General features: G+C 47.8%; 17 protein-coding genes. 10 read left to right on the top strand and 7 right to left on the bottom strand.

Annotated features, from left to right (window positions below):
* Positions 1–127: 127 nt before the first annotated feature.
* The gene (gene ppsA, locus ACXAFQ_RS08165) at positions 128–2,500 is read right to left on the bottom strand and encodes a phosphoenolpyruvate synthase (protein ID WP_474819783.1); all 2,373 of its coding nucleotides are present in this window, start codon (positions 2,498–2,500) and stop codon (positions 128–130) included.
* A gap of 193 nt (positions 2,501–2,693) precedes the next feature.
* Between ppsA and ppsR the strand changes: the two genes are divergently transcribed.
* Entirely contained in the window at positions 2,694–3,506 is an 813-nt protein-coding gene (gene ppsR, locus ACXAFQ_RS08160) for a posphoenolpyruvate synthetase regulatory kinase/phosphorylase PpsR (protein WP_474819779.1), read from the top strand.
* 27 nt (positions 3,507–3,533) lie between these two features.
* Here ppsR and ACXAFQ_RS08155 read toward each other — a convergent pair whose 3' ends face one another.
* Positions 3,534–5,501, bottom strand: coding sequence for a tetratricopeptide repeat-containing sulfotransferase family protein (locus ACXAFQ_RS08155; protein WP_474819777.1), 1,968 nt, complete (start codon positions 5,499–5,501; stop codon positions 3,534–3,536).
* 111 nt (positions 5,502–5,612) lie between these two features.
* On the bottom strand, positions 5,613–8,300 hold the full coding sequence (locus ACXAFQ_RS08150) for a TonB-dependent receptor (RefSeq protein ID WP_474819772.1): 2,688 nt from the start codon (positions 8,298–8,300) through the stop codon (positions 5,613–5,615).
* Between the two features lie 307 nt (positions 8,301–8,607).
* Here ACXAFQ_RS08150 and ACXAFQ_RS08145 point away from each other — a divergent pair, with 307 nt between their 5' ends.
* Both ACXAFQ_RS08145 and ACXAFQ_RS08140 read left to right on the top strand, forming a co-directional pair.
* Positions 8,608–10,569: a BCCT family transporter gene (locus ACXAFQ_RS08145; protein WP_474819769.1), complete on the top strand. Its 1,962-nt coding sequence runs from the start codon at positions 8,608–8,610 to the stop codon at positions 10,567–10,569.
* A 26-nt stretch (positions 10,570–10,595) separates the two neighbouring features.
* A complete protein-coding gene (locus ACXAFQ_RS08140; RefSeq protein ID WP_474819765.1) occupies positions 10,596–11,069 on the top strand; it encodes a MarR family winged helix-turn-helix transcriptional regulator in 474 nt (157 codons plus the stop codon).
* Here the strand turns inward: ACXAFQ_RS08140 and ACXAFQ_RS08135 are convergent.
* Together ACXAFQ_RS08135 and ACXAFQ_RS08130 are read right to left on the bottom strand one after the other, a co-directional pair.
* Entirely contained in the window at positions 11,066–11,416 is a 351-nt protein-coding gene (locus ACXAFQ_RS08135; protein ID WP_474819763.1) for an RnfH family protein, read from the bottom strand. The two genes, ACXAFQ_RS08140 and ACXAFQ_RS08135, sit on opposite strands and share 4 nt — an antisense overlap.
* Positions 11,413–11,844, bottom strand: coding sequence for a type II toxin-antitoxin system RatA family toxin (locus ACXAFQ_RS08130; protein ID WP_474819759.1), 432 nt, complete (start codon positions 11,842–11,844; stop codon positions 11,413–11,415). The genes ACXAFQ_RS08135 and ACXAFQ_RS08130 overlap by 4 nt, the downstream gene beginning before the upstream one ends.
* A gap of 202 nt (positions 11,845–12,046) precedes the next feature.
* On the opposite strand from ACXAFQ_RS08130, the gene smpB reads away from it, so the two are divergent.
* Positions 12,047–12,526: an SsrA-binding protein SmpB gene (gene smpB / locus ACXAFQ_RS08125; RefSeq protein ID WP_070126187.1), complete on the top strand. Its 480-nt coding sequence runs from the start codon at positions 12,047–12,049 to the stop codon at positions 12,524–12,526.
* On the opposite strand, the gene ACXAFQ_RS08120 is transcribed toward smpB, so the two are convergent.
* Positions 12,471–13,811: an NADH:flavin oxidoreductase/NADH oxidase family protein gene (locus ACXAFQ_RS08120; protein ID WP_474819753.1), complete on the bottom strand. Its 1,341-nt coding sequence runs from the start codon at positions 13,809–13,811 to the stop codon at positions 12,471–12,473. The two genes, smpB and ACXAFQ_RS08120, sit on opposite strands and share 56 nt — an antisense overlap.
* Positions 13,812–14,056: 245 nt before the next feature.
* Here ACXAFQ_RS08120 and ACXAFQ_RS08115 point away from each other — a divergent pair, with 245 nt between their 5' ends.
* A complete protein-coding gene (locus tag ACXAFQ_RS08115; protein ID WP_474819749.1) occupies positions 14,057–15,184 on the top strand; it encodes a DcaP family trimeric outer membrane transporter in 1,128 nt (375 codons plus the stop codon).
* A gap of 10 nt (positions 15,185–15,194) precedes the next feature.
* On the opposite strand, the gene ACXAFQ_RS08110 is transcribed toward ACXAFQ_RS08115, so the two are convergent.
* Positions 15,195–16,106 (bottom strand): LysR family transcriptional regulator, encoded by a 912-nt coding sequence (locus ACXAFQ_RS08110; protein WP_474819745.1) that lies wholly within the window; start codon positions 16,104–16,106, stop codon positions 15,195–15,197.
* A gap of 165 nt (positions 16,107–16,271) precedes the next feature.
* Between ACXAFQ_RS08110 and ACXAFQ_RS08105 the strand changes: the two genes are divergently transcribed.
* The 5 genes from ACXAFQ_RS08105 (at position 16,272) to ACXAFQ_RS08085 (ending at position 21,542) form a co-directional block, all read left to right on the top strand.
* Positions 16,272–17,975, top strand: a complete 1,704-nt coding sequence (locus ACXAFQ_RS08105; RefSeq protein WP_474819742.1) for an L-lactate permease — start codon at positions 16,272–16,274, stop codon at positions 17,973–17,975.
* A gap of 93 nt (positions 17,976–18,068) precedes the next feature.
* Positions 18,069–19,766 (top strand): D-lactate dehydrogenase, encoded by a 1,698-nt coding sequence (gene dld / locus ACXAFQ_RS08100; protein WP_474819740.1) that lies wholly within the window; start codon positions 18,069–18,071, stop codon positions 19,764–19,766.
* Positions 19,767–19,915: 149 nt separating this feature from the next.
* The gene (locus ACXAFQ_RS08095) at positions 19,916–20,137 is read left to right on the top strand and encodes a VF530 family protein (RefSeq protein WP_070126175.1); all 222 of its coding nucleotides are present in this window, start codon (positions 19,916–19,918) and stop codon (positions 20,135–20,137) included.
* A gap of 140 nt (positions 20,138–20,277) precedes the next feature.
* A complete protein-coding gene (locus ACXAFQ_RS08090) occupies positions 20,278–20,811 on the top strand; it encodes an RNA polymerase sigma factor (RefSeq protein WP_070126176.1) in 534 nt (177 codons plus the stop codon).
* Positions 20,808–21,542, top strand: a complete 735-nt coding sequence (locus ACXAFQ_RS08085; RefSeq protein ID WP_474819732.1) for an anti-sigma factor — start codon at positions 20,808–20,810, stop codon at positions 21,540–21,542. The genes ACXAFQ_RS08090 and ACXAFQ_RS08085 overlap by 4 nt, the downstream gene beginning before the upstream one ends.
* Positions 21,543–21,652 lie beyond the last annotated feature (110 nt).

Raw genomic sequence — 21,652 nt, 5'->3', positions numbered from 1 at the left:
CGAATGCACCTAACCGTTGCACAATATTGAATAAACAATAAAAAAGCCGCTTATCGCGGCTTTTTGTGTCTTAGCGGGTTGGTTGGGATGAACCCGCCGATTCCTTAAACTACATTGTAACTATAGCTTATCCGTGTTTTTCTGCCAGGTATAACCAGGTTTCAACCACAGTATCTGGGTTCAAAGACACAGAATCGATACCTTCGTCTACCAACCACGCAGCAAAATCTTCATGGTCAGACGGACCTTGACCACAAATGCCTACGTATTTGCCACGTGCTTTCGCTGCGCGGATTGCCATAGAAAGCAAGGCTTTAACGGCAGGGTCACGCTCGTCGAACAGATGCGCAATCAGGCCAGAGTCACGGTCAAGACCTAACGCTAATTGGGTCATGTCGTTTGAACCGATAGAGAAACCGTCAAATATATCGAGGAACTGATCGGCCAGCAGCGCATTAGATGGCAGTTCACACATCATAATAACGCGCAGGCCATTGTCGCCCTGCTTAAGGCCATTCTCAGCCAGAATATCAATAACCTGACGACCTTCTTCTAAGGTACGTACAAATGGGATCATGATTTCTACGTTCGTCAGCCCCATCACATTACGTACACGCTTAATAGCTTCACATTCCAGCGCAAAGCAGTCGCGGAAGTCTTCTGACACATAACGGCTTGCACCACGGAAGCCCAGCATTGGGTTTTCTTCGTCCGGCTCGTACTGATAACCGCCGACCAGGTTGAAGTATTCGTTAGACTTAAAGTCTGACATACGAACAATGACTTTCTTCGGCGAGAATGCCGCACCGATACTGGCGATACCTTCAACCAGTTTCTGAATGTAGAATTCGCGAGGCGACGCATAACCCGCAATCATTTCGCTGATTTCTTCTTTCAGCTCTTCAGGCTGGTCGTCGAAATTCAGCAGTGCTTTTGGATGCACACCAATCATGCGGTTAATAATGAATTCCAGACGGGCCAGACCCACACCTGCGCTTGGCAGACGAGCGAAATCGAAGGCGCGATCTGGGTTACCCACGTTCATCATCACTTTCAGTGGCAGATCAGGCATTGAATCAATGCGCGATGTAACTACGTCAAACTCCAGCTCAGAGCTGTAAATGTAGCCCGTGTCACCTTCTGCGCAGGATACAGTAACTTTATCGCCTGTCGCGATGGAATCGGTAGCGTTACCACAACCAACAACAGCAGGAATACCCAATTCACGAGCGATAATAGCTGCGTGACAAGTTCGGCCACCACGATTGGTTACAATCGCAGACGCCTTCTTCATAATAGGTTCCCAATCTGGGTCAGTCATATCGGTAACGAGCACGTCGCCGGGCATAATTTTGTCCATTTCTTCAATGGATGCGAGTACCTTAGCTTCACCGGCACCGATTTTGTGACCGATTGCACGACCTTCACAAACGATGCTGCTCTTGTCTTTAAGCTGGAATCGCTCGATGGTTTGGCTATCTTCACGGCTACGCACGGTTTCGGGACGGGCCTGTACGATGTACAGCTTACCGTCAACACCATCTTTCGCCCATTCGATGTCCATTGGACGTTGATAATGCTTCTCGATGATAACCGCTTGTTTTGCCAGTTCTTGCACTTCGTCGTCGGTCAGTGAGAAGGTCAGTGAATCTTGCTGTTCAATATCAACAATAGAAACCTGCTTACCATGAGACAAATCTTCTGAGTAAATCATCTTGGTCAGCTTGCTACCCAGGTTACGACGCAGAATGGCCGGCTTGCCATTCGCCAGGGTTGGCTTGTGTACGTAGAATTCGTCAGGGTTTACCGCGCCCTGTACCACCATTTCACCCAGACCGAATGAACTGGTCACAAATACCACGTCGTCGAAACCAGATTCAGTATCGATGGTGAACATAACACCTGAAGAAGCGATATCACTGCGTACCATGCGCTGAACGCCCGCAGACAACGCTACGCCTTTATGGTCGTAACCTTGGTGTACACGGTAAGAAATAGCGCGATCGTTAAATAGAGAGGCGTATACGTGCTTAATCGCAACCATTACCGCATCATAGCCTTTCACATTCAGGAATGTTTCCTGCTGACCCGCAAATGAAGCGTCAGGCATATCCTCTGCAGTGGCAGACGAACGAACAGCAAAAGAAGCCGCGTCGCCCGCATCGCCCTGCAGGGTTTCAAACGCGTCGCGCATCGCATTTTCCAACGCTGGCTGGAATGGCGTGTCGATGATCCACTGACGAATGTTCTTACCGGCTTCTGCCAGTGCGGTTACGTTATCGACGTCAAGGGTGTCCAGAACTTCGTGGATCCGTGCTTCCAGACCACTTTGTTCAAGGAACTCGTTAAATGCATCAGACGTCGTGGCAAAACCACCAGGTACCTGAACACCGGCATTTGCCAAATTAGAAATCATTTCACCTAACGACGCATTCTTGCCGCCAACGCGACCTACATCATGCATCCCCAACTCTTGGTACCAAAGTACGTATTCTTGCACGGCCAAAGCCTCCAGCTTTATAAAATTTGTGTGATTCGCTCTACCACGAATCATCTCGATAAACGCCGAGGATACTGCCACCCTGAACAATGCAGACTAGCTTTTCGACAGATTAATCATAGAATGGTGAAAAATTGAAAGTAAAATCTTTCTGTATTTCGTAATAAAATTACAACAATGTTAAGGAATTGTTTTGCGCACTGCATACTACATTTCTGATGGTACAGCCATCACTGCAGAAGTCTTCGGCCACGCCTTACTGTCTCTGTTCCCTATACAATTCAATCACACCACAATTCCGTTCGTTGAAACCGAGGAACAGGCATACAAGGTACTTGAAAAAATTTCTGAAAGTTTTCAAGATACCGGAGAAAGGCCGCTCGTTTTTTATACAATTGTGAATGTCGATGTGCGCAAAATCATCGCCAAATCAGTGGGCATTAATTATAATTTTCTCGATCAATTCGTCGCCCCACTGGAAAAAGTGCTCGGTGTTCCCTCAAAACCAGAAAAACATCGCACCCACAGTATTCACGAAAAAACTTACGACATTCGAATCGAAGCGGTTAATTACGCGCTGGCGAACGACGATGGCTCTAACATCAAAAACTATGAAGAAGCCGACATTATTCTAGTCGGCGTTTCTCGCTCAGGCAAAACCCCGACCAGTTTGTATCTGGCCCTTCAGTATGGTATTAAAGCGGCCAATTACCCCTTTACCGAAGAAGACATGGGCGACATGCTGAAGATGCCCACAGCGCTAAGAGGCTTCAAAAACAAATTGTTCGGCCTGACTATTCAACCTGAACGATTAAGCCAAATACGCTCTGAGCGCCGGGCTAACAGTCGTTATGCGTCGATAAAACAATGTCGAATGGAATTGCGCGAGGTTGAAAACCTCTATCGCAGAGAAAAAATTCCGTTTTTGAACTCTACCCATTTCTCTATTGAGGAAATTTCGGCGAAGATCCTGGCTGAAACCGGTCTTCAACGTCGTAAATACTAAAACGAAACGGGCGCACAATGCGCCCGTTTACTCTTTCTGTAATGCCTGTTTCAATGGCAAGAGATATTCACTGAACCCTTCCCACTGAGTCATACCGCTGCGATAGATAGGTTGACGAACCTGCTCTGAACTCGGCGTTTTAATTACCCGCTTTGTTTGATGAAAATCCACACAAGCCTGCTCGAACGGCAAGTCACAGAAATCCAGAATGCGCTTAACCTCGCCTTCTAAGTCGTTAATCACATTTTCATGCTGTACAGTGAGAATTTGCCCTGGTAACACCGATTGCCAATGGGCCATTAGCTTTTCGTACGCACGGTAATAACGGCCAATATCCTCAAGTGCGTAACTGAACTCCTGTCCATCAGCAAATAACTGCTTAAAGCCACTGAAGCAACACGCCATGGGATCGCGACGGGCATCAATAATTTTGGCATTGGGCAAAATGCGTTTGATAAGTCCGATGTGGACGAAGTTATTTGGCATTTTATCAATGAAAAATGGGGCGCCCTGACGATACGCCTGGGTTTGTTGAATATATTGTTCACCCAATTTTGCACACTGTTCGTCGCTGAGATCGGTCAGATTATGCGGATACGCCTTCTGCTGCTGACTCAGCCCAGACGCAACACCGAGAATATCATGCAGCTCCATCGTGCCATCAACCATAGAATGGGAGGCCAGGATCTGTTCCAGCAGTGTTGAACCTGCGCGTGGCAAACCAACAATAAAAATAGGATCGGGTGCCTGACAGCCCGCATTTTCGGCTTTATCAGCAAACAATTCGGCGGTACAGGCTTGCGCTTGCTCAGCCAGCGCGCGCTCGGTCCGGGAAATATCGAAATTCAGCGTTTTGTTTTTTAGGCTATTGCCTTGCTGATAAAAGTGAAATGCCTGCTGAAACTGCTTTGCATCTTCATAGGCTTTACCCAATGCAAAACAAATATGAATTTTATCGTCAAGGCTGGTTGAATCGTCACTCACCAAAGCCTGCATCTGCGACACCATGCTTTCAGTAAAGCGATAGGTTTTTGTATTCGCGAGACTCCAATAAGCGTCACCATAGTCAGCCGCAATGTATACCGCTTTTTCATACGCATTTATCGCATCGTCTGTTAGCCCCTGAGCCTTAAGAGCATGGCCATATTGTACCCACAAACCATGCCGCTGCGCGTTCTGACTAAGTAAATCTTGATACAACGCCAGTGCTTCATCCAGTTCCCCTACGCCCACTAATGCAAAAGCCAGTGTGATTTTGGCTTGTACATTATCGGGGTTATCAGCAACACGCTTTCTTGCCAGTTTGGCTGCAATAGGAAACTTGCCTAGCTTGTTCAATAAACTCTGATAGGCGACCAATGCAGGTTCGTTCTTGGGATACAACGCGACACAGCTTTCCAGCAAAAACTCGGCATCGTGATAAACCTTCAACTGCAACCCAATTTCCGCCAGCAGCATCATGGCATTAGGATGATGTTTATTCGCCTGTAAATAGCTGCGACACACTTGCTCGGCTTTATGTAACTGACCTTCGTGCAACAGATCCATAGCGCCAATTAATGGTTTGGGAAGCGCAGAAAGGTGCTGAATATGTTGTGAAGCGACATTAAGCGCCTGCTGGTTGCCGGTTTTGGTGTAAAACTGCACCAGTTCCCGCCAGGCAGGCAACAACGCAGGGTTAAAGCGTGTGGCGCGGTAAAACGCCGTTGCCATGTTTCGTTCATCCCCCAAAGCCTTCCAGCAGTAGCCCTGCTCCTGGAACCCGCGCCCGTAATCGGGAAAACGCTGAAGTAACTTATCTAAAGTCTGAAGCGCATCGCGAGGTTGCTGCGTCATTCTCAATGCCACAGCGATAAGGTACAAACTTTCCTTTTCACTATTGTTGTCGCTACGGTCTGACAATATTTGATTACAGATCGAAATCGCCTGTTCAAATTGTGACTGCATGAGTGCTTTTTTCGCCTCATTAAGGCGAGATTGATTGGGGTCTGACATACTTATCCAGAAAAGTGACTCGCACTTTTGAAAAACAACAAAAAACGGCAAACACGAAGTTTGCCGTTTAATCTTAACTCAATTCACGTTTACCGTGTGATTTCCCGTCGATTAATAGTAATCGTAGGAAAGACGGATACCAATGGTACGAGGACGATTGGTCACCACTTTTGGTGTGAATTGCTGGGTATCGATGTTTAAAATAGCATGCTCATCAAACACGTTGTCGATGTACAGCTCTGCTTTCCATTCATCGTTAGTAACACCCACAGCTAGGTTGGCCAGTACGTAAGCTTCCTGAACATAACGGCCGCCACGGAAGGTTTCACCGTTGCTGTCGCTGTATGTCACACCTTCGTATACATCGCCTTCGTCTTCAATTTTAAGGCCAGAACCCGTACCGTAAATCAGTTGGGTGGCATCTTCCATCACGTAGGCATCCATCACCATGCCTGCCAGGCGATCACCGGTGTAGCTCACAGAACCATTTACGTAACCGCGCATGTCGCCTTCCATTTCAAAGAAGTAGCGCGCATTGATGTTACCCGAGAACGACGCGGAGTAAGGCAACTCTGAACCCACACCGGCAGAAATGCCTTCCAGCTCTGAATTCACACTGGTAAGTTCAGTATCCAGCAAACTAAATGCACTGCTGATGATAAGATCGTCGGCGGCAAGCCAAGTAATGTCGGCATCAAGACCACGGATCTCAGCGTCACCCACGTTGTCGGTGAATACCAGGAACGAGATATTGGTTGGGTCAAAACGTGACGTTTGCAGATCAGAAATTTCAGAGTAATACGCTGTGGCATTTACCCGCACCTGACCATCAAAAAAATCACCCTTCATACCAATTTCATAGTTATCCAGGGTATCGGTTGTGGAATAAACCGGAATGCGGAAGTTTTCAAACTTGCCAGACTGATTGGTTGCCAAACCACCACCAACACGGTTAGTCACCGGCGGGCGGAAACCTTCAGAATAGTTGGCAAACAACAGTATGTCGCGGTTTACCTTCCAGTCTAATGAGAATTTCCAGATAGTGTCGTCTACGGTAAGTACGCCGTCAGAATCCAACAAGTCTACTTGCAGCTGACCACTTTGAACCGCTTCATTAACCAGAGTCGGGTTAAGACCTACCGCAGCCAGTTCAGACTCATCCATGGTACCGAAAGCACGGATTCGACGTGATACGTCTACCGTACTGGTAGAGCCTTTGTATTCATCGTCAATTTGATACCAACGGGCACCAACACTCGCTGTGAGTGAATCAGTGATGTCGTACTCAAACTGACCAAATACCGCTACCTGCTCGATAGTATGGGTAATGTCGTTGATGAAACTGATGTCCGCCGGGAATGGTCCGCCGTCACTGTTAATGCCTTCATTGCCAACCAGAGTTCGCGCCATATCAGGGAACAGTTCGGTACTTGCAATGTTGAACTGACCAACCGTGGCCACTTCCTGGTTATCGTAGAACAGACCCGCAGTTACGCGCCATGGTGTATCCATGGTGGTATTGAAACGTAACTCGTGAGTAGAACGGGTTGAAGTTGTGTCTTCGCGGAAGAATTTAGTTGGGTCAAGACAGCGATCTTCGCTGGTATCATCCGATGCATTATAACTACACACGTAATACGCCGAGAAAAGACCACCATTGGTGTAACCGGTATAGTCCGCCAGGGTATCGATCTCACGATCTAAATAACCACCGGTGTAAACCATATCCAGCTTTTCCATTCGGCCTTCCAACGTCCAGGTTGTTAAACCGAATTCGTCGTTATTCTCTTCTGGTTGGAAACGGTTGGTTGAGCTTTCGCCTTCCAGGTTAGGGTCGTAGGCAAATACCCCTTCAGTTTCCAGCGTTTGCTGGGTATGTTGAACCAGCAGATCCCAGTCTTCGTTGATGTGATAAGACAAACCGAAACGGGCACCTGCGTAAACGGCATCATTAAAATCGTCTTCTACCAGAGAGTCGTTGCGCGGTGAAACCACGTCAGCATCTTCAGGTGACGAGATTGCCGGGTTAGTGATGCGGTTTGCATCCATTTCCGCTGGATTAGTAAGCACACCACCGGAAATACGGCTGATTACCTGAGCACTACCAATATAACCACCGTTGCCTGGATCGTTTAGAATATTATCAATCCAACCACCCTGACGGTCGTTGTATGCTGCAACACGAACAGCAAGGTCGTCGGTAAGCGGCATGTTGAAGTAAGCTTCAACCGCATTACTCATTTCACCGCCTTTGGTGAAACCAATGTTGCTGTCGAAACCAACAGCAAAACCTGAGTGATCGGGCTTCGCAGTGATCATTCGTACCGTACCGGCCTGTGAGCTGGCACCAAACAGCGTACCTTGAGGACCAGGCAGCACCTCTACGCGCTGAATATCGGTTGCGTAAATATCAAGGTTACGACCGGCCATGGAAACCGGTTGTTCATCTAAATAAAACGCCACGGAAGGCTGTAAAGCCTGTACCGAAGATAACATGATGTTCGACTGTGTGGTGGCAGCACCACGAATGTAAATCTCATTCATTCCAGGGCCGGTTCCCTGGAAAACCACGTTGGGTAAGAATTCAACGTAATCCTGGAAACTGTCTATTCCCAGGTTCTCAAGTGTTTCACCATTCAGAGCACTAACGGCAACGGGTACGTCCTGTATTGATTCGGTGCGCTTCGTCGCTGTAACTTCTATCGTTTCCAGCTTGGCACCTGTGTTGGCTTCCTGCGCGAGTGTGGGGGTTGTTGCCAGAGCTGCCAATACGGCATAGCTTAATCTGGTTTTCTGCATGTGTTCCTCAACTTTTCTCGGAGTGATTATATTTATAATTTACCTACTCTACCGACCATTTATTTACGTTCGGCGAACCGTTATACTTCATTACTAATTATTTAGCTCACTAAAAGGCATGAGTTTTTTTGGTATATATTGGCTATTTTCAGTAATTACCTTTATATGATTGCTTTGTTCGTGCACAAAATCAAGTTGAGCACTAATTATTACAACTATACTCAAATATTATTATGACTAATCGGTTCCGCAAAAAGAGACGTAACCAACGACATTACAAAGGTAGTAGAAAATTAAAGGAAACGTAGTGACAGAAAACACAGCATCGTCTGGCATGCTTAATAAGAAAGTATTTGTTCCCTCTTCAGCGGTCATTTTGTTGCTGCTGATTTATGCGGCATCTAACCCAGAGCAAGCCAATACCTTCTTCCAATCATTACAAACCACGGTGTCGCAAAATGGTGGCTGGTTTTACATTCTTACCGTCGCCATCATCTTATTAACGGTGGTGATCTTAGGTTTTTCCCGATACGGAGATATCCGCCTGGGTCCTGATCATGCCACCCCGCAATTCAGCAAATTCACCTGGTTGTCCATGTTGTTTGCTGCTGGAATGGGCATCGGCCTGATGTTCTTTGGTGTTGCCGAACCCATCATGCACTTCCTTGCTCCGCCGACCGCCGATCCCGGCAGCGTTGAGGCAGTTAAAGAGGCAATGAAAACGACCTTCTTCCACTGGGGTATTCATCCCTGGGCAATTTACGCGGCCGTGGCACTGGTTTTAGGTTATTTTGCCTACCGTCATCAATTGCCACTGACGTTGCGCTCTGCACTTTACCCGCTTATTGGCGATCGAATTTATGGCTGGCCCGGTCATCTGGTGGACATTTTTGCGGTAACGTCCACCATTTTTGGTGTATCGACTTCACTGGGTTTTGGTGCAGCACAGATCAATGCTGGTCTTTCTTATGTGTTTGGCATTCCCACTTCCACCAATGTGCAAATCGCGCTCATGGCCGGTGTGGTTGCCATCGCCATTGTGTCGGTAACCACGGGGCTGGATAAAGGCATTCGTCGTTTATCAGAAGCCAACATGTTGTTGGCTGTGGCATTGTTGTTATTCGTGTTGGTGTTGGGGCCTACTGTATTTCTGCTGCAAGCTTACATTCAGAATGTGGGTGCCTACACGTCGGACATTGTGCGCAATACACTGAATCTGTTTGCTTATGCCAAAACAGACTGGATTGGTGGTTGGACTATCTTCTACTGGGGTTGGTGGTTGGCCTGGGCACCGTTTGTAGGTTTGTTCATCGCCCGTATTTCTTACGGCCGAACCATTCGGGAATTCGTAACCGGCGTACTGCTCATCCCCACCGCGTTCACCTTGTTGTGGATGACCGTTTTCGGCAATACTGCAATCGATATGGTGCTAACGCAAGGTAATGAAGCACTGGCGAACATGGTTGATGAAGACACGGCCGTGGCCTTGTTTGTGTTCCTTGAAAACTTCCCTTTCCAATCTGTACTCACCCTGCTTGCGGTTTTGATGGTGGTAATTTTCTTTGTTACTTCCTGTGACTCCGGCGCCATGGTAGTCGACATGCTATGTTCTAACGGCAGAAACGACACCCCACTGTGGCAGCGAATTTACTGGGCAGTGACGGTAGGTGTGGTCGCCGCCATCTTACTTTATGCCGGTGGTCTCAGTGCGCTGCAAACAATGACCATTGTTGCTGCATTGCCGTTTTCGATTATTTTACTGGTGGCCTTGTTTGGGCTGATGAAAGCATTACGAGTGGAATCGTATAAGCGGGAAAGTTTAGCCGCGACTGGCGTAAGTAACTTGTCTGGTGATAACGACAAAAACTGGCGTTCGCGGCTGGAAAACATTGTGTCGTTTCCTAATCGTAAAGCGGTTAAGCGCTTTATGGACAAAACGGTTATGTCGGCCTTTAATGATGTAAAAATTGAATTTGAAAAGCTGAATTTTGAAGTCGAAATCGCTCAGGAAGATAAATCGCTAATGTTGACGTTGAAACTGAATGAACAACCGGATTTCGTTTATTCCGTACATTCTACGCCAACGGTGCAACCCGACCTGAACGGCAAACTGGACACAGATAGTGACGACACGTATTATCGCGCCGAAGTTCACCTGTCGGAAGGTGGTCAGGATTACGACATCATGGGTTGGTCTACAACTGCAGTAATCAATGACGTAATTGATCAGTATCAGAAGCACCAGCATTTTTTACATCGTCTGGTCTGATATTTTAGATATCTGTTAGGAAAGAAATGAGAAAAGAAGAAGAACTGTTGGTGGCACTGCGTAAAGTTATCCGTGCCGTTGATTTACGCAGTAAACAGCTTAGCAAGGATGTAGGCCTGACGGGTCCGCAGTTACTGGTGATGCAAAACATCCAGGAGCATCCGGGTGTGATGGTGCGTGAAATCGCTGAAAGCATTAACCTCAGCCCGGCGACCATTACCAACATTCTGGATCGTATTGAAGCCAGAGAGTTGGTAACGCGCATTCGCAGTACCACCGATAAACGAAAAGTCGGTGTGTATCTTACCGAGAAAGGGGAAGCATCCCTGGAGAACGCGCCACGTCCGCTGCAGGAACACTTCGTCGAGCGATTCAACAATATGAAAGACTGGGAACAAAGCCAGATGGTTGCCACTATGCAGCGTATTGCGTCAATGATGGACGCTGAAAATATCGATGCATCGCCCTTTCTTGAAGTGGGCTCGTTGCGAGACCGCTAATCTTCTTTTTTCGATTTCAACGGATTCGGGCGGCCACCGGTAACTTTATCGGCCCGCCCTTCTTCTACCGCCTTCTCAGCCCGGCGTTTGCGAATTTCTTTCGGATCGGCAATTAACGGTCGATAAATTTCAATCCTGTCGCCATCCCGTAAGCTATCTTTTAATTTTGCTACCCGACTCCAAATCCCAACTTTCGTGGTTTTTAGGTCGAGCTCGGGGTGCAAGGCGCACAGACCAGAGGCATTTATAGCCGCTTCAATATCACTGCCCACCGGCACCGACACCTCTACTAACGACTGTTTGTGCGGTAAGGCGTAAGCCACCTCCACTCTAATTGACTCGGTCATGAATACACACTCCGAGCCCGTTCAGTAAAGGCATTGACCATACTGGTTGCCAATCCGCTGAAAATTTTTCCAAAAGCCATTTCGGTGAGCCTGTTACTGAATTCGAAATCCAAACTTAACTCTATTTTACACGCCTCTTCTGACAACGGAGAAAACGTCCAACCGCCGGACAGCTTTTTAAAGGGGCCGTCCACCAGCTGCATATCAATTCTACGCGCAGGTTCTAAGGCATTCATTGTGGTAAACCACTGCTTAACACCGGCTTTAGAAACCAGTAACGAGGCTTTCATTTGCGACTCGTCACTCTGCAAGATTTTACTGTCTGCGCAACCGGGTAAAAATTCAGGATAAGAGGCAACGTCATTGACCAAATCAAACATGGCCTGGGCACTATGTGCCACTAACGCGCTGCGTTGAATACTTGGCATAAAAACTCTTCACTTTTTCTCATGAACGGAGAAGTTTATCACGACTGTTTATGCTCACCTACCCTTTAAGCTTTTGTTACTGCCCCCATATTGATCTGCCTCTGCAGGTTCAGAGTAACTCACTGTAGTTAAGGTTAAACGGGCAACGCTGTCCGAACCGGAAAGAAAAGACATTTAAGTTGCAATCGGTATAATAGCGGGCATGAAAAAGAATAAATCAAATCAGAACTCCACTGGCACCATCGCGCTGAATAAAAAAGCACGTCACGACTACCACCTACAGGACAAATTCGAAGCAGGTGTATCGTTACAGGGATGGGAACTAAAGAGCATTCGTGAAGGTAAAGTGAACATTACCGACGCGTACATCATTATGCAGAACGGTGAAGCCTGGCTGGTAGGTTGCAGGATTACCCCCCTTAACCAAGCCTCCACCCACGTTATTTGCGAGCCCGAGCGGGCCAGAAAACTCCTGCTGAACAAACGAGAACTCGATCGTTTAATTGGTGGCCGTGAAAGACAGGGCTATTCCATTGTGGCTACTGCCATGTACTGGAAAAAATGTTGGGTAAAACTGGAAATTTACCTCGCCAAAGGTAAACAAGATCACGATAAGCGTGATTCAATCAAAGATCGTGACTGGGAACGCCAGAAACAACGTGTGATGAAACATAGCGTGTAGCCTTTTCGGGCTGCTCGCTGTGCGTTTTTTGCTTTTCTGTACTGGTTTGTTCAGCACAATGAGCCCGGTACAACTTCATCATTTTTCGTTTATGGATAACGTCTAAAAACAAGCTCCACAATGCCGTGGGATTGTGCATGGTAGTAAAGTCATTCCCCAGGCGGCGAAGTTGACGTCTTACCTTTGCCATTTTCACCAATGACGCCAGGGTTTTATCCTGCCAATCGCAATGCGGTTTAACGCCTGCGTAATCCGGTTTTTGTTGCCATTTTTTTACTAAATCGGGTGTAAATGCCAATGCACTGGCAATACCAACAAAATCGTATCCGGCTTCAAGCACTTGTTCTGCGGTTTTAAGCTGCGTAATACCACCGGTTGTCATCACTGGCACTTCAGACTGCTGCGCAATGCGGGCGGCAAATGCCATAAAGTACGCCTCTGGCTTCAAGGCCGATGACATATCTCCCGTTCCCTGCATTGCAGGCGACTCATAGTTACCGCCAGACAACTCAATGAAATCAACATTTAACTTACTCAATTTGCTAACCACTTCCACCGCGTCATCATCGGAAAACCCGCCACGCTGAAAGTCTGCGCTGTTGAGTTTCACCGATACTATAAAGTCGTTACCGCACAATGCCCTCACCTGACACACGACATTAATGAGGAAACGGGCACGATTTTGCAGCGATCCTCCCCACTCGTCTTCACGCTGATTGGATAACGGCGAAAGGAACTGACTGAGCAAATACCCGTGAGCGGCATGAATTTGTACGCCATCAAAGCCGGCGTCTTTTGCACGCTTGGCGGCCATGGCAAACTGATGGGTTACCCGGTGGATTTGTTCACAAGACATGGCAACAGGCCGGGCAAATTTTTTGCTGTAGCGGCCAAGTTTTAAGGCTATAGCAGACGGGGCTAAGGCAGTGCGTCCAAATTGGGAAGGCATTTGGCGTCCGGGATGATTAAGTTGCATGAGCGCCTTTGCGCCGCCTGACTTCATCACCTTTGCCCATTTTTCGAAAGCGGTAAGCGACGTATCCGGCTCCATTACCACACCGCCAGGGCCTGTCATCGCAGTCCTGTCTATCATCACATTGCCGGTGATTATCATTCCTGGACCGCCGTGCGCCCAATATCGATAAAGAGAATATAAAGCAGAATCCGGCTGGAGATCCCGCCCAGCCATGTTTTCTTCCATGGCCGCTTTAACGATTCGGTTTTTAACAGTCTGCCCACATGGGAGTGTGAAGGGTAACGCCGGACTGAAGTGTGATTGCTGCATGATTCCATATCTGTCGCTTGAGCCACGACACTTTAAAGCAAATTGCATTTAGATTCATGTAAATCGACGTGAATAGTAGCTCCGTTATCGTCCGCAATCCTGTACAACTGGTCGATCACGTTCAAATAGTAAACTTTATTAGGTCATTTTTAGAAACAATCTTTATCGATTACTGGACTATTTATCATCCTTGTTCACCCGTAAATTACATCGCCAACTTTCCATTAACGAAACTTGGTATAAAAATGAAAAATCTCATCAAGCCAACGCTCTTATCAATCACCCTTTGCGGTCTCTTTACAAGTTCAAATTTACAAGCAATAGAACTGTATTCATCCGGTTCTGGCGACGACATCACCAAAGTATCTATCGGCGGCTATGCCAAGGTAGATGTTCGTCATGTAAACGGTGATATCGCCTATCAGGATTATTGGGTTGGTAATTTCCCCGGCGGCGAACCCACCGATACGTCAACTACTGGCTTTAACGTAAAAGAATCGCGATTGAGCATGACGGTGCAACACGGTGAAGTGACCGGTTATATGGAAATAGATTTCTATGGCGGTGGCGGCAATGAGATTGTTAGTAACTCATCTAACGTTCGACTGCGCCATTTTTACATCAAATATAAAAATTGGATGGCTGGTCAGAATTGGTCAACCTTCATGCCATTAAAAGCGCTGCCCGAAGCGCTAGACTTTGGCGGACCACACGTAGGCGAAGTATTCTCTCGTGCGGTTCAGGTTCGCTATACCACGGGCAACTGGCAGTTTGCTATTGAAAACCCTGAAACCTGGGGCGACGGTGATATTGGCGCACCGTCAAGCGCGTTGGGCTTAACCGGAGATCAAGCCGATCCCGATGAAGATACCCCGGATTTTGTAGCTCGTTACAACTTAAATAACGATTGGGGAAGCCTGTCATTTGGCGCGCTGGTTCGTATTATCGATCAGGGTGGCATCGACGAAACCGGTACCGCATTTATGCTGTCGGGCGCCATTCCCACATTCGGTAAAGATGATCTGCGGTTCCAGGTATCCACAGGTGATTTAGGTCGTTATGCTGCTGCAGCTATGGTGAATGATATCGTTCGCGACCCGCGTACCGACGAGATCGTGGTGGAAGAAACCACGGCGTTTACCGTTGCTTACCGCCATTTCTGGAATGAGAGCATGCGTTCTACCGCTTTTTACGGCACCGCAGAAACCGATGTGACTGAACTAAAGCGCGCGCATTGGGGCGTTAACCTGATTGACTCGGTAACTAAGCATCTGGATGTTGGCGTTGAAATTGGTAACTACGCCATCAAAGATGCCGCCATTGAAGACATCGATTCAAACTACTTGCAGCTGTCTGCTAAGTTCACTTTCTAAATGAGTTTCATTAACTGAAATACTCGCGCTTTCGCAGCAATGCGTTGCGAAAGTGCTCCACTAGCAAATTCAGTTTTTTATCTGGTTGCCGACTTTTCGGATACACCGCGTAAATGCCCAACTTTTTACCAATATATTCATGCAGCACACTTTCAAGCTGGCCAGAAAGCAGTTCTTCATGAATGAGCGCTCGGGGCAAATAGCCAATGCCAAATCCTGCAAGCGCCCCCTGTTTTATGGAATCTAACGTATTCGTCTGAAATCGCCCCTGAACCTGCACCTGGAGTTCGTTACCGTCTAAAACAAATGACCAGTTATCTGGGCCCGAGCCTTCGTATTTGTAAATCAAACAGTGGTGCGATGCGAGATCGTCAGGATGTTGCGGGCGGCCGTACGTTTGCAGATAACCGGGACTTGCACACACAACCCAGTCGGAGTCGATTAACCTGCGGGCAACCAAAGAAGAATCTTCAAGTTGTGCCGTACGAATTGCCAAATCAAAGCCTTCATCGATAATATCGACAAAGCGGTTGGTGATTTTAAGTTCTACCCGTACATTCGGATATTGTTCGCAAAATTCTGTTAACGCGTGATTCAACACCAAATTAGCGCTTACAACGGGCATGGTGATTCGAATTCTGCCACGCACATCACTGCCATAACCGGCAATCACATCCTGAGCATCTTGCAACGCTTCCTGGGCCACTTTGGCTTTCTTGTACAACGCCTGGCCTGCGTCGGTCAAACTCAATTTACGGGTTGTACGGTATAGTAGCTGCACGTTTAACGCCTTTTCCAGCCGCGCTATCCGCTTGCTCACTACCGACATGGTAATTTCATGCTTTACTGAAACCCGGGAAAATGAGCCTTCTTCAACGACGTAAACGAACAACAGCATATCGTCGGCTTTGGCCTGGGGCATAGCAGTCTCTATTTATGCAAAAAAGGAAATAATCATAATACGTCTGAATATATATCTCTGTCGAGAGTGAATGTAGAGTCACTTACCTGCTGTTAACCGGTACTTAACAATAAACCTTAAAGATTTACCGGAGCAGCGAAAGTATAAGAACGAAGGAGATAAAGTATGAGCCCTACTGCTCTTGGCTTACTGGCGCTGGCGCCAATTGGCCTTTCAGCGTTGCTATTACTCGGCCTGCAATGGTCTGCGCGAAAAGCAATGCCCGTTGTTTTGGCGGTTACCGCCGTTTTGGCTTTAGCCTGTTGGGATATGTCTGTTAACCGGGTTGTGGCATCGGTGCTACAAGGCTTAATTGTGACCGTATCGGTACTGTGGATCGTTTTCGGTGCCATATTCCTACTCAATACGCTGAAATTTACCGGCGCCATTCAAACCATTCGTCAGGGTTTTGCCTATGTCTCGCCAGACCGACGTATTCAGGCCATCATCATTGCTTGGTGTTTTGGCACCTTTTTGGAAGGTGCTTCCGGATTCGGCACGCCGGCAGCAATTGCCGCCCCGCTGATGGTTGCCCTGGGTTTTCCCGCTCTCGCAGCCGTAATGATTGGCATGATGATCCAAAGTACGCCGGTGTCTTTCGGGGCCGTGGGTACGCCAATCATTATTGGCGTGAACAATGGTTTAGACAGCACCAGCATCACACAACAACTAGTACAAGAAGGCTGGACGTGGGAACAATTCCTGCAATTAATCACCACCAACGTCGCAGTTATCCACGGTATTGTTGGCACCTTTATGCCACTGTTCATGATTATTATGATGACCCGATTTTTTGGCAAAAACCGCAGTTGGAAAGAAGGTTTCGCCGCAGCCCCCTTCGCTATTTTCGCGGGCCTGGCGTTTACCCTACCCTATGCGCTTACTGGAATTTATTTAGGCCCTGAATTCCCCTCGTTAATTGGTGGTTTAGTAAGCCTCGCCATTGTGGTTCAAGCCGCAAAAGCCGGTTTTCTTTTACCTAAAACGCATTGGGATTTTGACGATACATCCACCTGGCCAGCCGATTGGTCTGGCAAAGTAGAAATCAGCGCCGACGATGTTGCACGAGACAAACCCATGTCGCAGTTTGTCGCTTGGGTGCCTTACCTCGTTGTGGCCGCCCTGCTTGTGGTGTCTCGGGTATTTCCAGAGGTGAAATCGGCCTTCGTTAGCATCAGCATTGGTGCAAAAAACATTCTCGGCGAAGCTGGCGTAAACGCGGATTTCAGCCCGCTTTATTTACCAGGTGGTTTATTATTGATCGCCGCGCTGGTTGCAGTCGCGTTACAAGGCAAAAGTGGACAACGTGGCCTTGCCCTTACCAGCGCATTAAAAGAGTCGACAAAAACGTTGGTTGGGGCTGGTTTTGTATTGATGTTCACCATTCCTATGGTACGCCTATTCATCAATTCCGGCGTAAACCTGTCGGATTTACCCAGTATGCCGATGGCCAGCGCACAATTATTTGCCGACTTATTGGGTAATGCATTTCCATTAGTTAGCCCGACCATTGGCGCACTCGGTGCATTTATCGCGGGCTCCAATACCGTCTCAAACATGATGTTCAGCCAATTCCAATATGAAGTGGCCATGAGCTTAAAATTGTCTCCCTCCATTATTATTGCGTGCCAGGCCGTTGGTGCCGCTGCCGGCAACATGATTGCCATTCATAACGTGGTTGCCGCGAGTGCCACCGTTGGATTACTGGGACAAGAAGGCGCCACACTTCGCAAAACCCTATTGCCAACGTTTTACTATGTACTGGTATCAGGTGTATTAGCACTGTTTGCCCTTTACGTGATGAACTTAACCGGTCCGCTGGCACAATGATCTGATTTGTAACCACATTGGCGAACTCACGCGTTTTTCAATAAGATTCAACCATAGCCCCGGCAGACGGCCGGAGCACAAGGAGAAACATTTATGTCTCATCCCGTTGTCGACAAACTGACTCACCTGTTAACTGAAGAGCATGTGGCTACCGGCGATCGCCGCACAGAACACTATCGTTCAGGCTGGCGATCTGGTCAGGGAACGGCATTGGCAGTGGTATTTCCTCAATCGCTGGTTGCGTTGTGGAAGGTACTGGAGATCTGCGTCGACCATAATTGTATTATCATTATGCAGGCGGCTAAAACAGGCTTAACAGAAGGCTCAACGCCGAGCGGCAACGATTACGACCGCGACGTGGTTGTGATCAATACTCTCGCCATGGACAAGTTGTTGGTATTGGGCAACGGCGAGCAAGTCATATCGTTTCCAGGCGCTACTTTGTATAAACTTGAAACGACATTAAAGCCCCTTAATCGCGCGCCTCACTCTGTCATCGGCTCGTCCTGTTTAGGCGCATCTATTGTGGGTGGTGTCGCCAATAACTCGGGTGGTGCACTTATTAAGCGAGGGCCGGCATATACCGAGCTTTCGATATTTGCCCGGGTGAACGAGCACGGCAAACTCGAAATCGTGAATCACCTGGGCGTAGAACTTGGCGATTCACCAGAGGAAATGCTGACAAACCTGGAAAACGAAAAGTTTCAGCTAGTTACTCTCGAACACACCGAGAAAGCCAGTGCCACCGACTATCAGCAGCGTGTTCGCGATATTAATGCCGACACACCGAGCCGCTTCAATGCTGATACATCGCGCCTTTATGAGGCCAGCGGCTGCGCCGGCAAACTCGCGGTGTTTGCAGTACGTTTAGATACGTATCCGGTATCGGGTAAAGAAAAAACCTTTTACATCGGTACAAATAATCCAGACACCTTAACCACCATTCGGCGTGACATCTTAAGTAATTTTCAAAACTTGCCAGAGGTAGGCGAATATCTTCACCGGGACATTTTCGATATTGCCCGCGAGTACGGAAAAGACACCTTTTTGGCAGTAAAACACTTGGGTACCGACAAGCTTCCAAAAATGTTCACATTAAAAGGCCGAATTGATGCAGTGCTCAATAAGCAGTCTTGGTTACCTAAATTTCTTACCGATCGGGTAATGCAAGGCATAGCGAAACTGTTTCCGCAGCATTTACCCGACCGAATGATGGCTTTTCGTAACCAATACGAACATCACTTACTGCTTAAAATGAGTGATGAAGGCATTGCCGAAGCCGAGCAGTACCTCAAACAGTATTTTGGCGGGAACTCGGAGGCCGGTGATTACTTTACCTGTGATGGCGATGAATCCAGTGCCGCTTTTCTGCACCGCTTTGCAGCCGCCGGGGCCGCGATTCGTTATGAATTACTGCATCAAAAAGACGTGGGTGACATTCTCGCGTTAGACATTGCACTGCGCCGAAACGACGTCGATTGGGTGGAAAAGCTGCCACCGCACATTGCCGATAATATTGAAATGTCGCTCTACTACGGACATTTTTTCTGCTATGTCTTCCATCAGGATTACATTTTGAAAAAAGGCGCCGACGCCAAAAAAGTAAAAGCGGACATGCTTGAACTGCTCGATACCCGCGGCGCTAAATACCCGGCAGAACACAACGTGGGCCACCTGTATAAAGCTGAAGACGGTCTGCAAGATTTTTATCGTAGTCTCGACCCCACCAATACCTTTAACCCCGGTGTGGGCAAAATGGAAAAAACAAAACGCAATTGTGCGTGTTGTTAAGTTGCCCTAGCCCACTTTGGCGAACGTCATTTTCTAAAGGCTTATCTGTAAAGGATAAGCCCTTTATGTTTGGGCCGTCAGCCACTTAAGGCACAGCCTTGCAGTTCTGCTACAATAGCCCCTTTCAGCTATTATCGGACCACGCTTTTATGAGCCAGCAGCAACCCAATAACCCTCTTCACGGCCTTACCCTTGAGAAAATCGTGACAAGTCTTCAGGAACATTACGGCTGGGACGGGCTGCATGACCGCATTCAAGTAAACTGCTTCTATAACGATCCGTCAGTGAAATCCTCGCTTAAATTTTTGCGACGTACGCCATGGGCAAGAGCGAAAGTCGAGGCGTTGTATATCGAAACGTTTTGTGAGTAGTGCCGTCTCAATTCGTTTGTCAAAAAAGTGCATCCAAAGTCGCCGATGAATCGTTTGGTTATTGAATGTTTAACTTGATAGTGAAGAGATAAAACGTTAATACTGTGTAAATAATCGACCGAAGCGGGAACTGGGATTTCATGGAGCACGAAACATTGTTTCCACTTTTGTGTGAAACGGCGAACGGGAATAAAACAGCATTTGCGGAACTTTATAACCTAACCAGTGCGCAAATGTACGCAGTGGCGTTAAAAATGCTGAAGCGACCGGAATTGGCTGATGAAGCCATTCAGGATGCATATATAAAAATATGGCACAACGCCGGGCAATATCAGCGTGGCAAGGGCACGGTGTTTACCTGGATGCTTAGCATTGCTCGCTACCGTGCACTAGACTTGATGCGCTACCACAAAGTGCGCAATGAAGTGGACTTGTCGGAAGACACCCATTCCCCCGTTTCTACAGATGAATCCGCCTTATCCGATGCGGAACTGCAAAAGCTCGAAGCCTGTATGGGAGAGCTTGAGCCTTCACAGCGACAGGCGATTCATTTGGCTTATGTTAACGGTTTATCTCATCAAGAAGTAGAGGCGCATATGGCCTCACCTCTCGGCACTATCAAAAGTTGGATCCGCCGCGGATTACAAAGTTTGCAGAGGTGTCTGTCATTATGAACTATCTAAATGAACAACGAAGAAACGCGCTGGCCGCGGAGTATGTGCTTGGCACACTGCGCGGTAAGGCCAGAGTTCGCTATCAAAAATTGATGATGCAGTATCAACTGATTGCTGAAACCACCGCACTTTGGGAGCAATACCTGGGCGGGCTGAATCAACGTGTTCCGCCAGTGAAGCCCCCTCCCCGCGTGTGGGAAGCAATTTGTGCGCAAATCGATCCTGCATCGGTAACTGAAAGCACCGCTTTGCCCTCTTCATCAGACGGCACCTCTGACGACAATGTTGTTACCTTTGAACGTAAGCGAAGAAAACAATGGCGACTGTTCTCTGGTGTAGCCGCAGCTGCCGCACTCATGATGGCCGTGTTGCTGGTTACGCTAAGTGAACCTGTTGTCGCCCCCATCGAACGGGTCGCTATTTTTAGCGATACAGAAAACAAACCCTTGTGGATTATTGAGATCTCCGGGGATTCCTTAAACGTGAGAGTAACCGACGCCCTTGCGGCGGTATCAGACAAAGACTATCAATTATGGATGGCCCCAGCCGACGGCGGCGCCCCCATATCACTAGGTCTGTTGCCTAAAAACGGGGATATTACCCGCATTCCTCCCGAGATGTTGTTAGACAAAAACGTCACCGTACTAGCAGTGAGTTTGGAACCTCTAGGTGGTTCGCCCAATGGTTCACCAACCGATGTGCTGTATCACACCAATATTTTCTCTGTGTAGCATTTACGCTAGTTAGCCACCCGCGTAACGCCTGTTAATCAGGCTTTGCGCGGGTTTTCTCACGCCCCATCATTTACACTGTTAAATCTCTAAATATTAAAAATTTAAAA

The organism is Alteromonas sp. ABH2_165, assembly GCF_056159945.1.
This window is presented reverse-complemented; position numbering and strand designations above follow the sequence as displayed.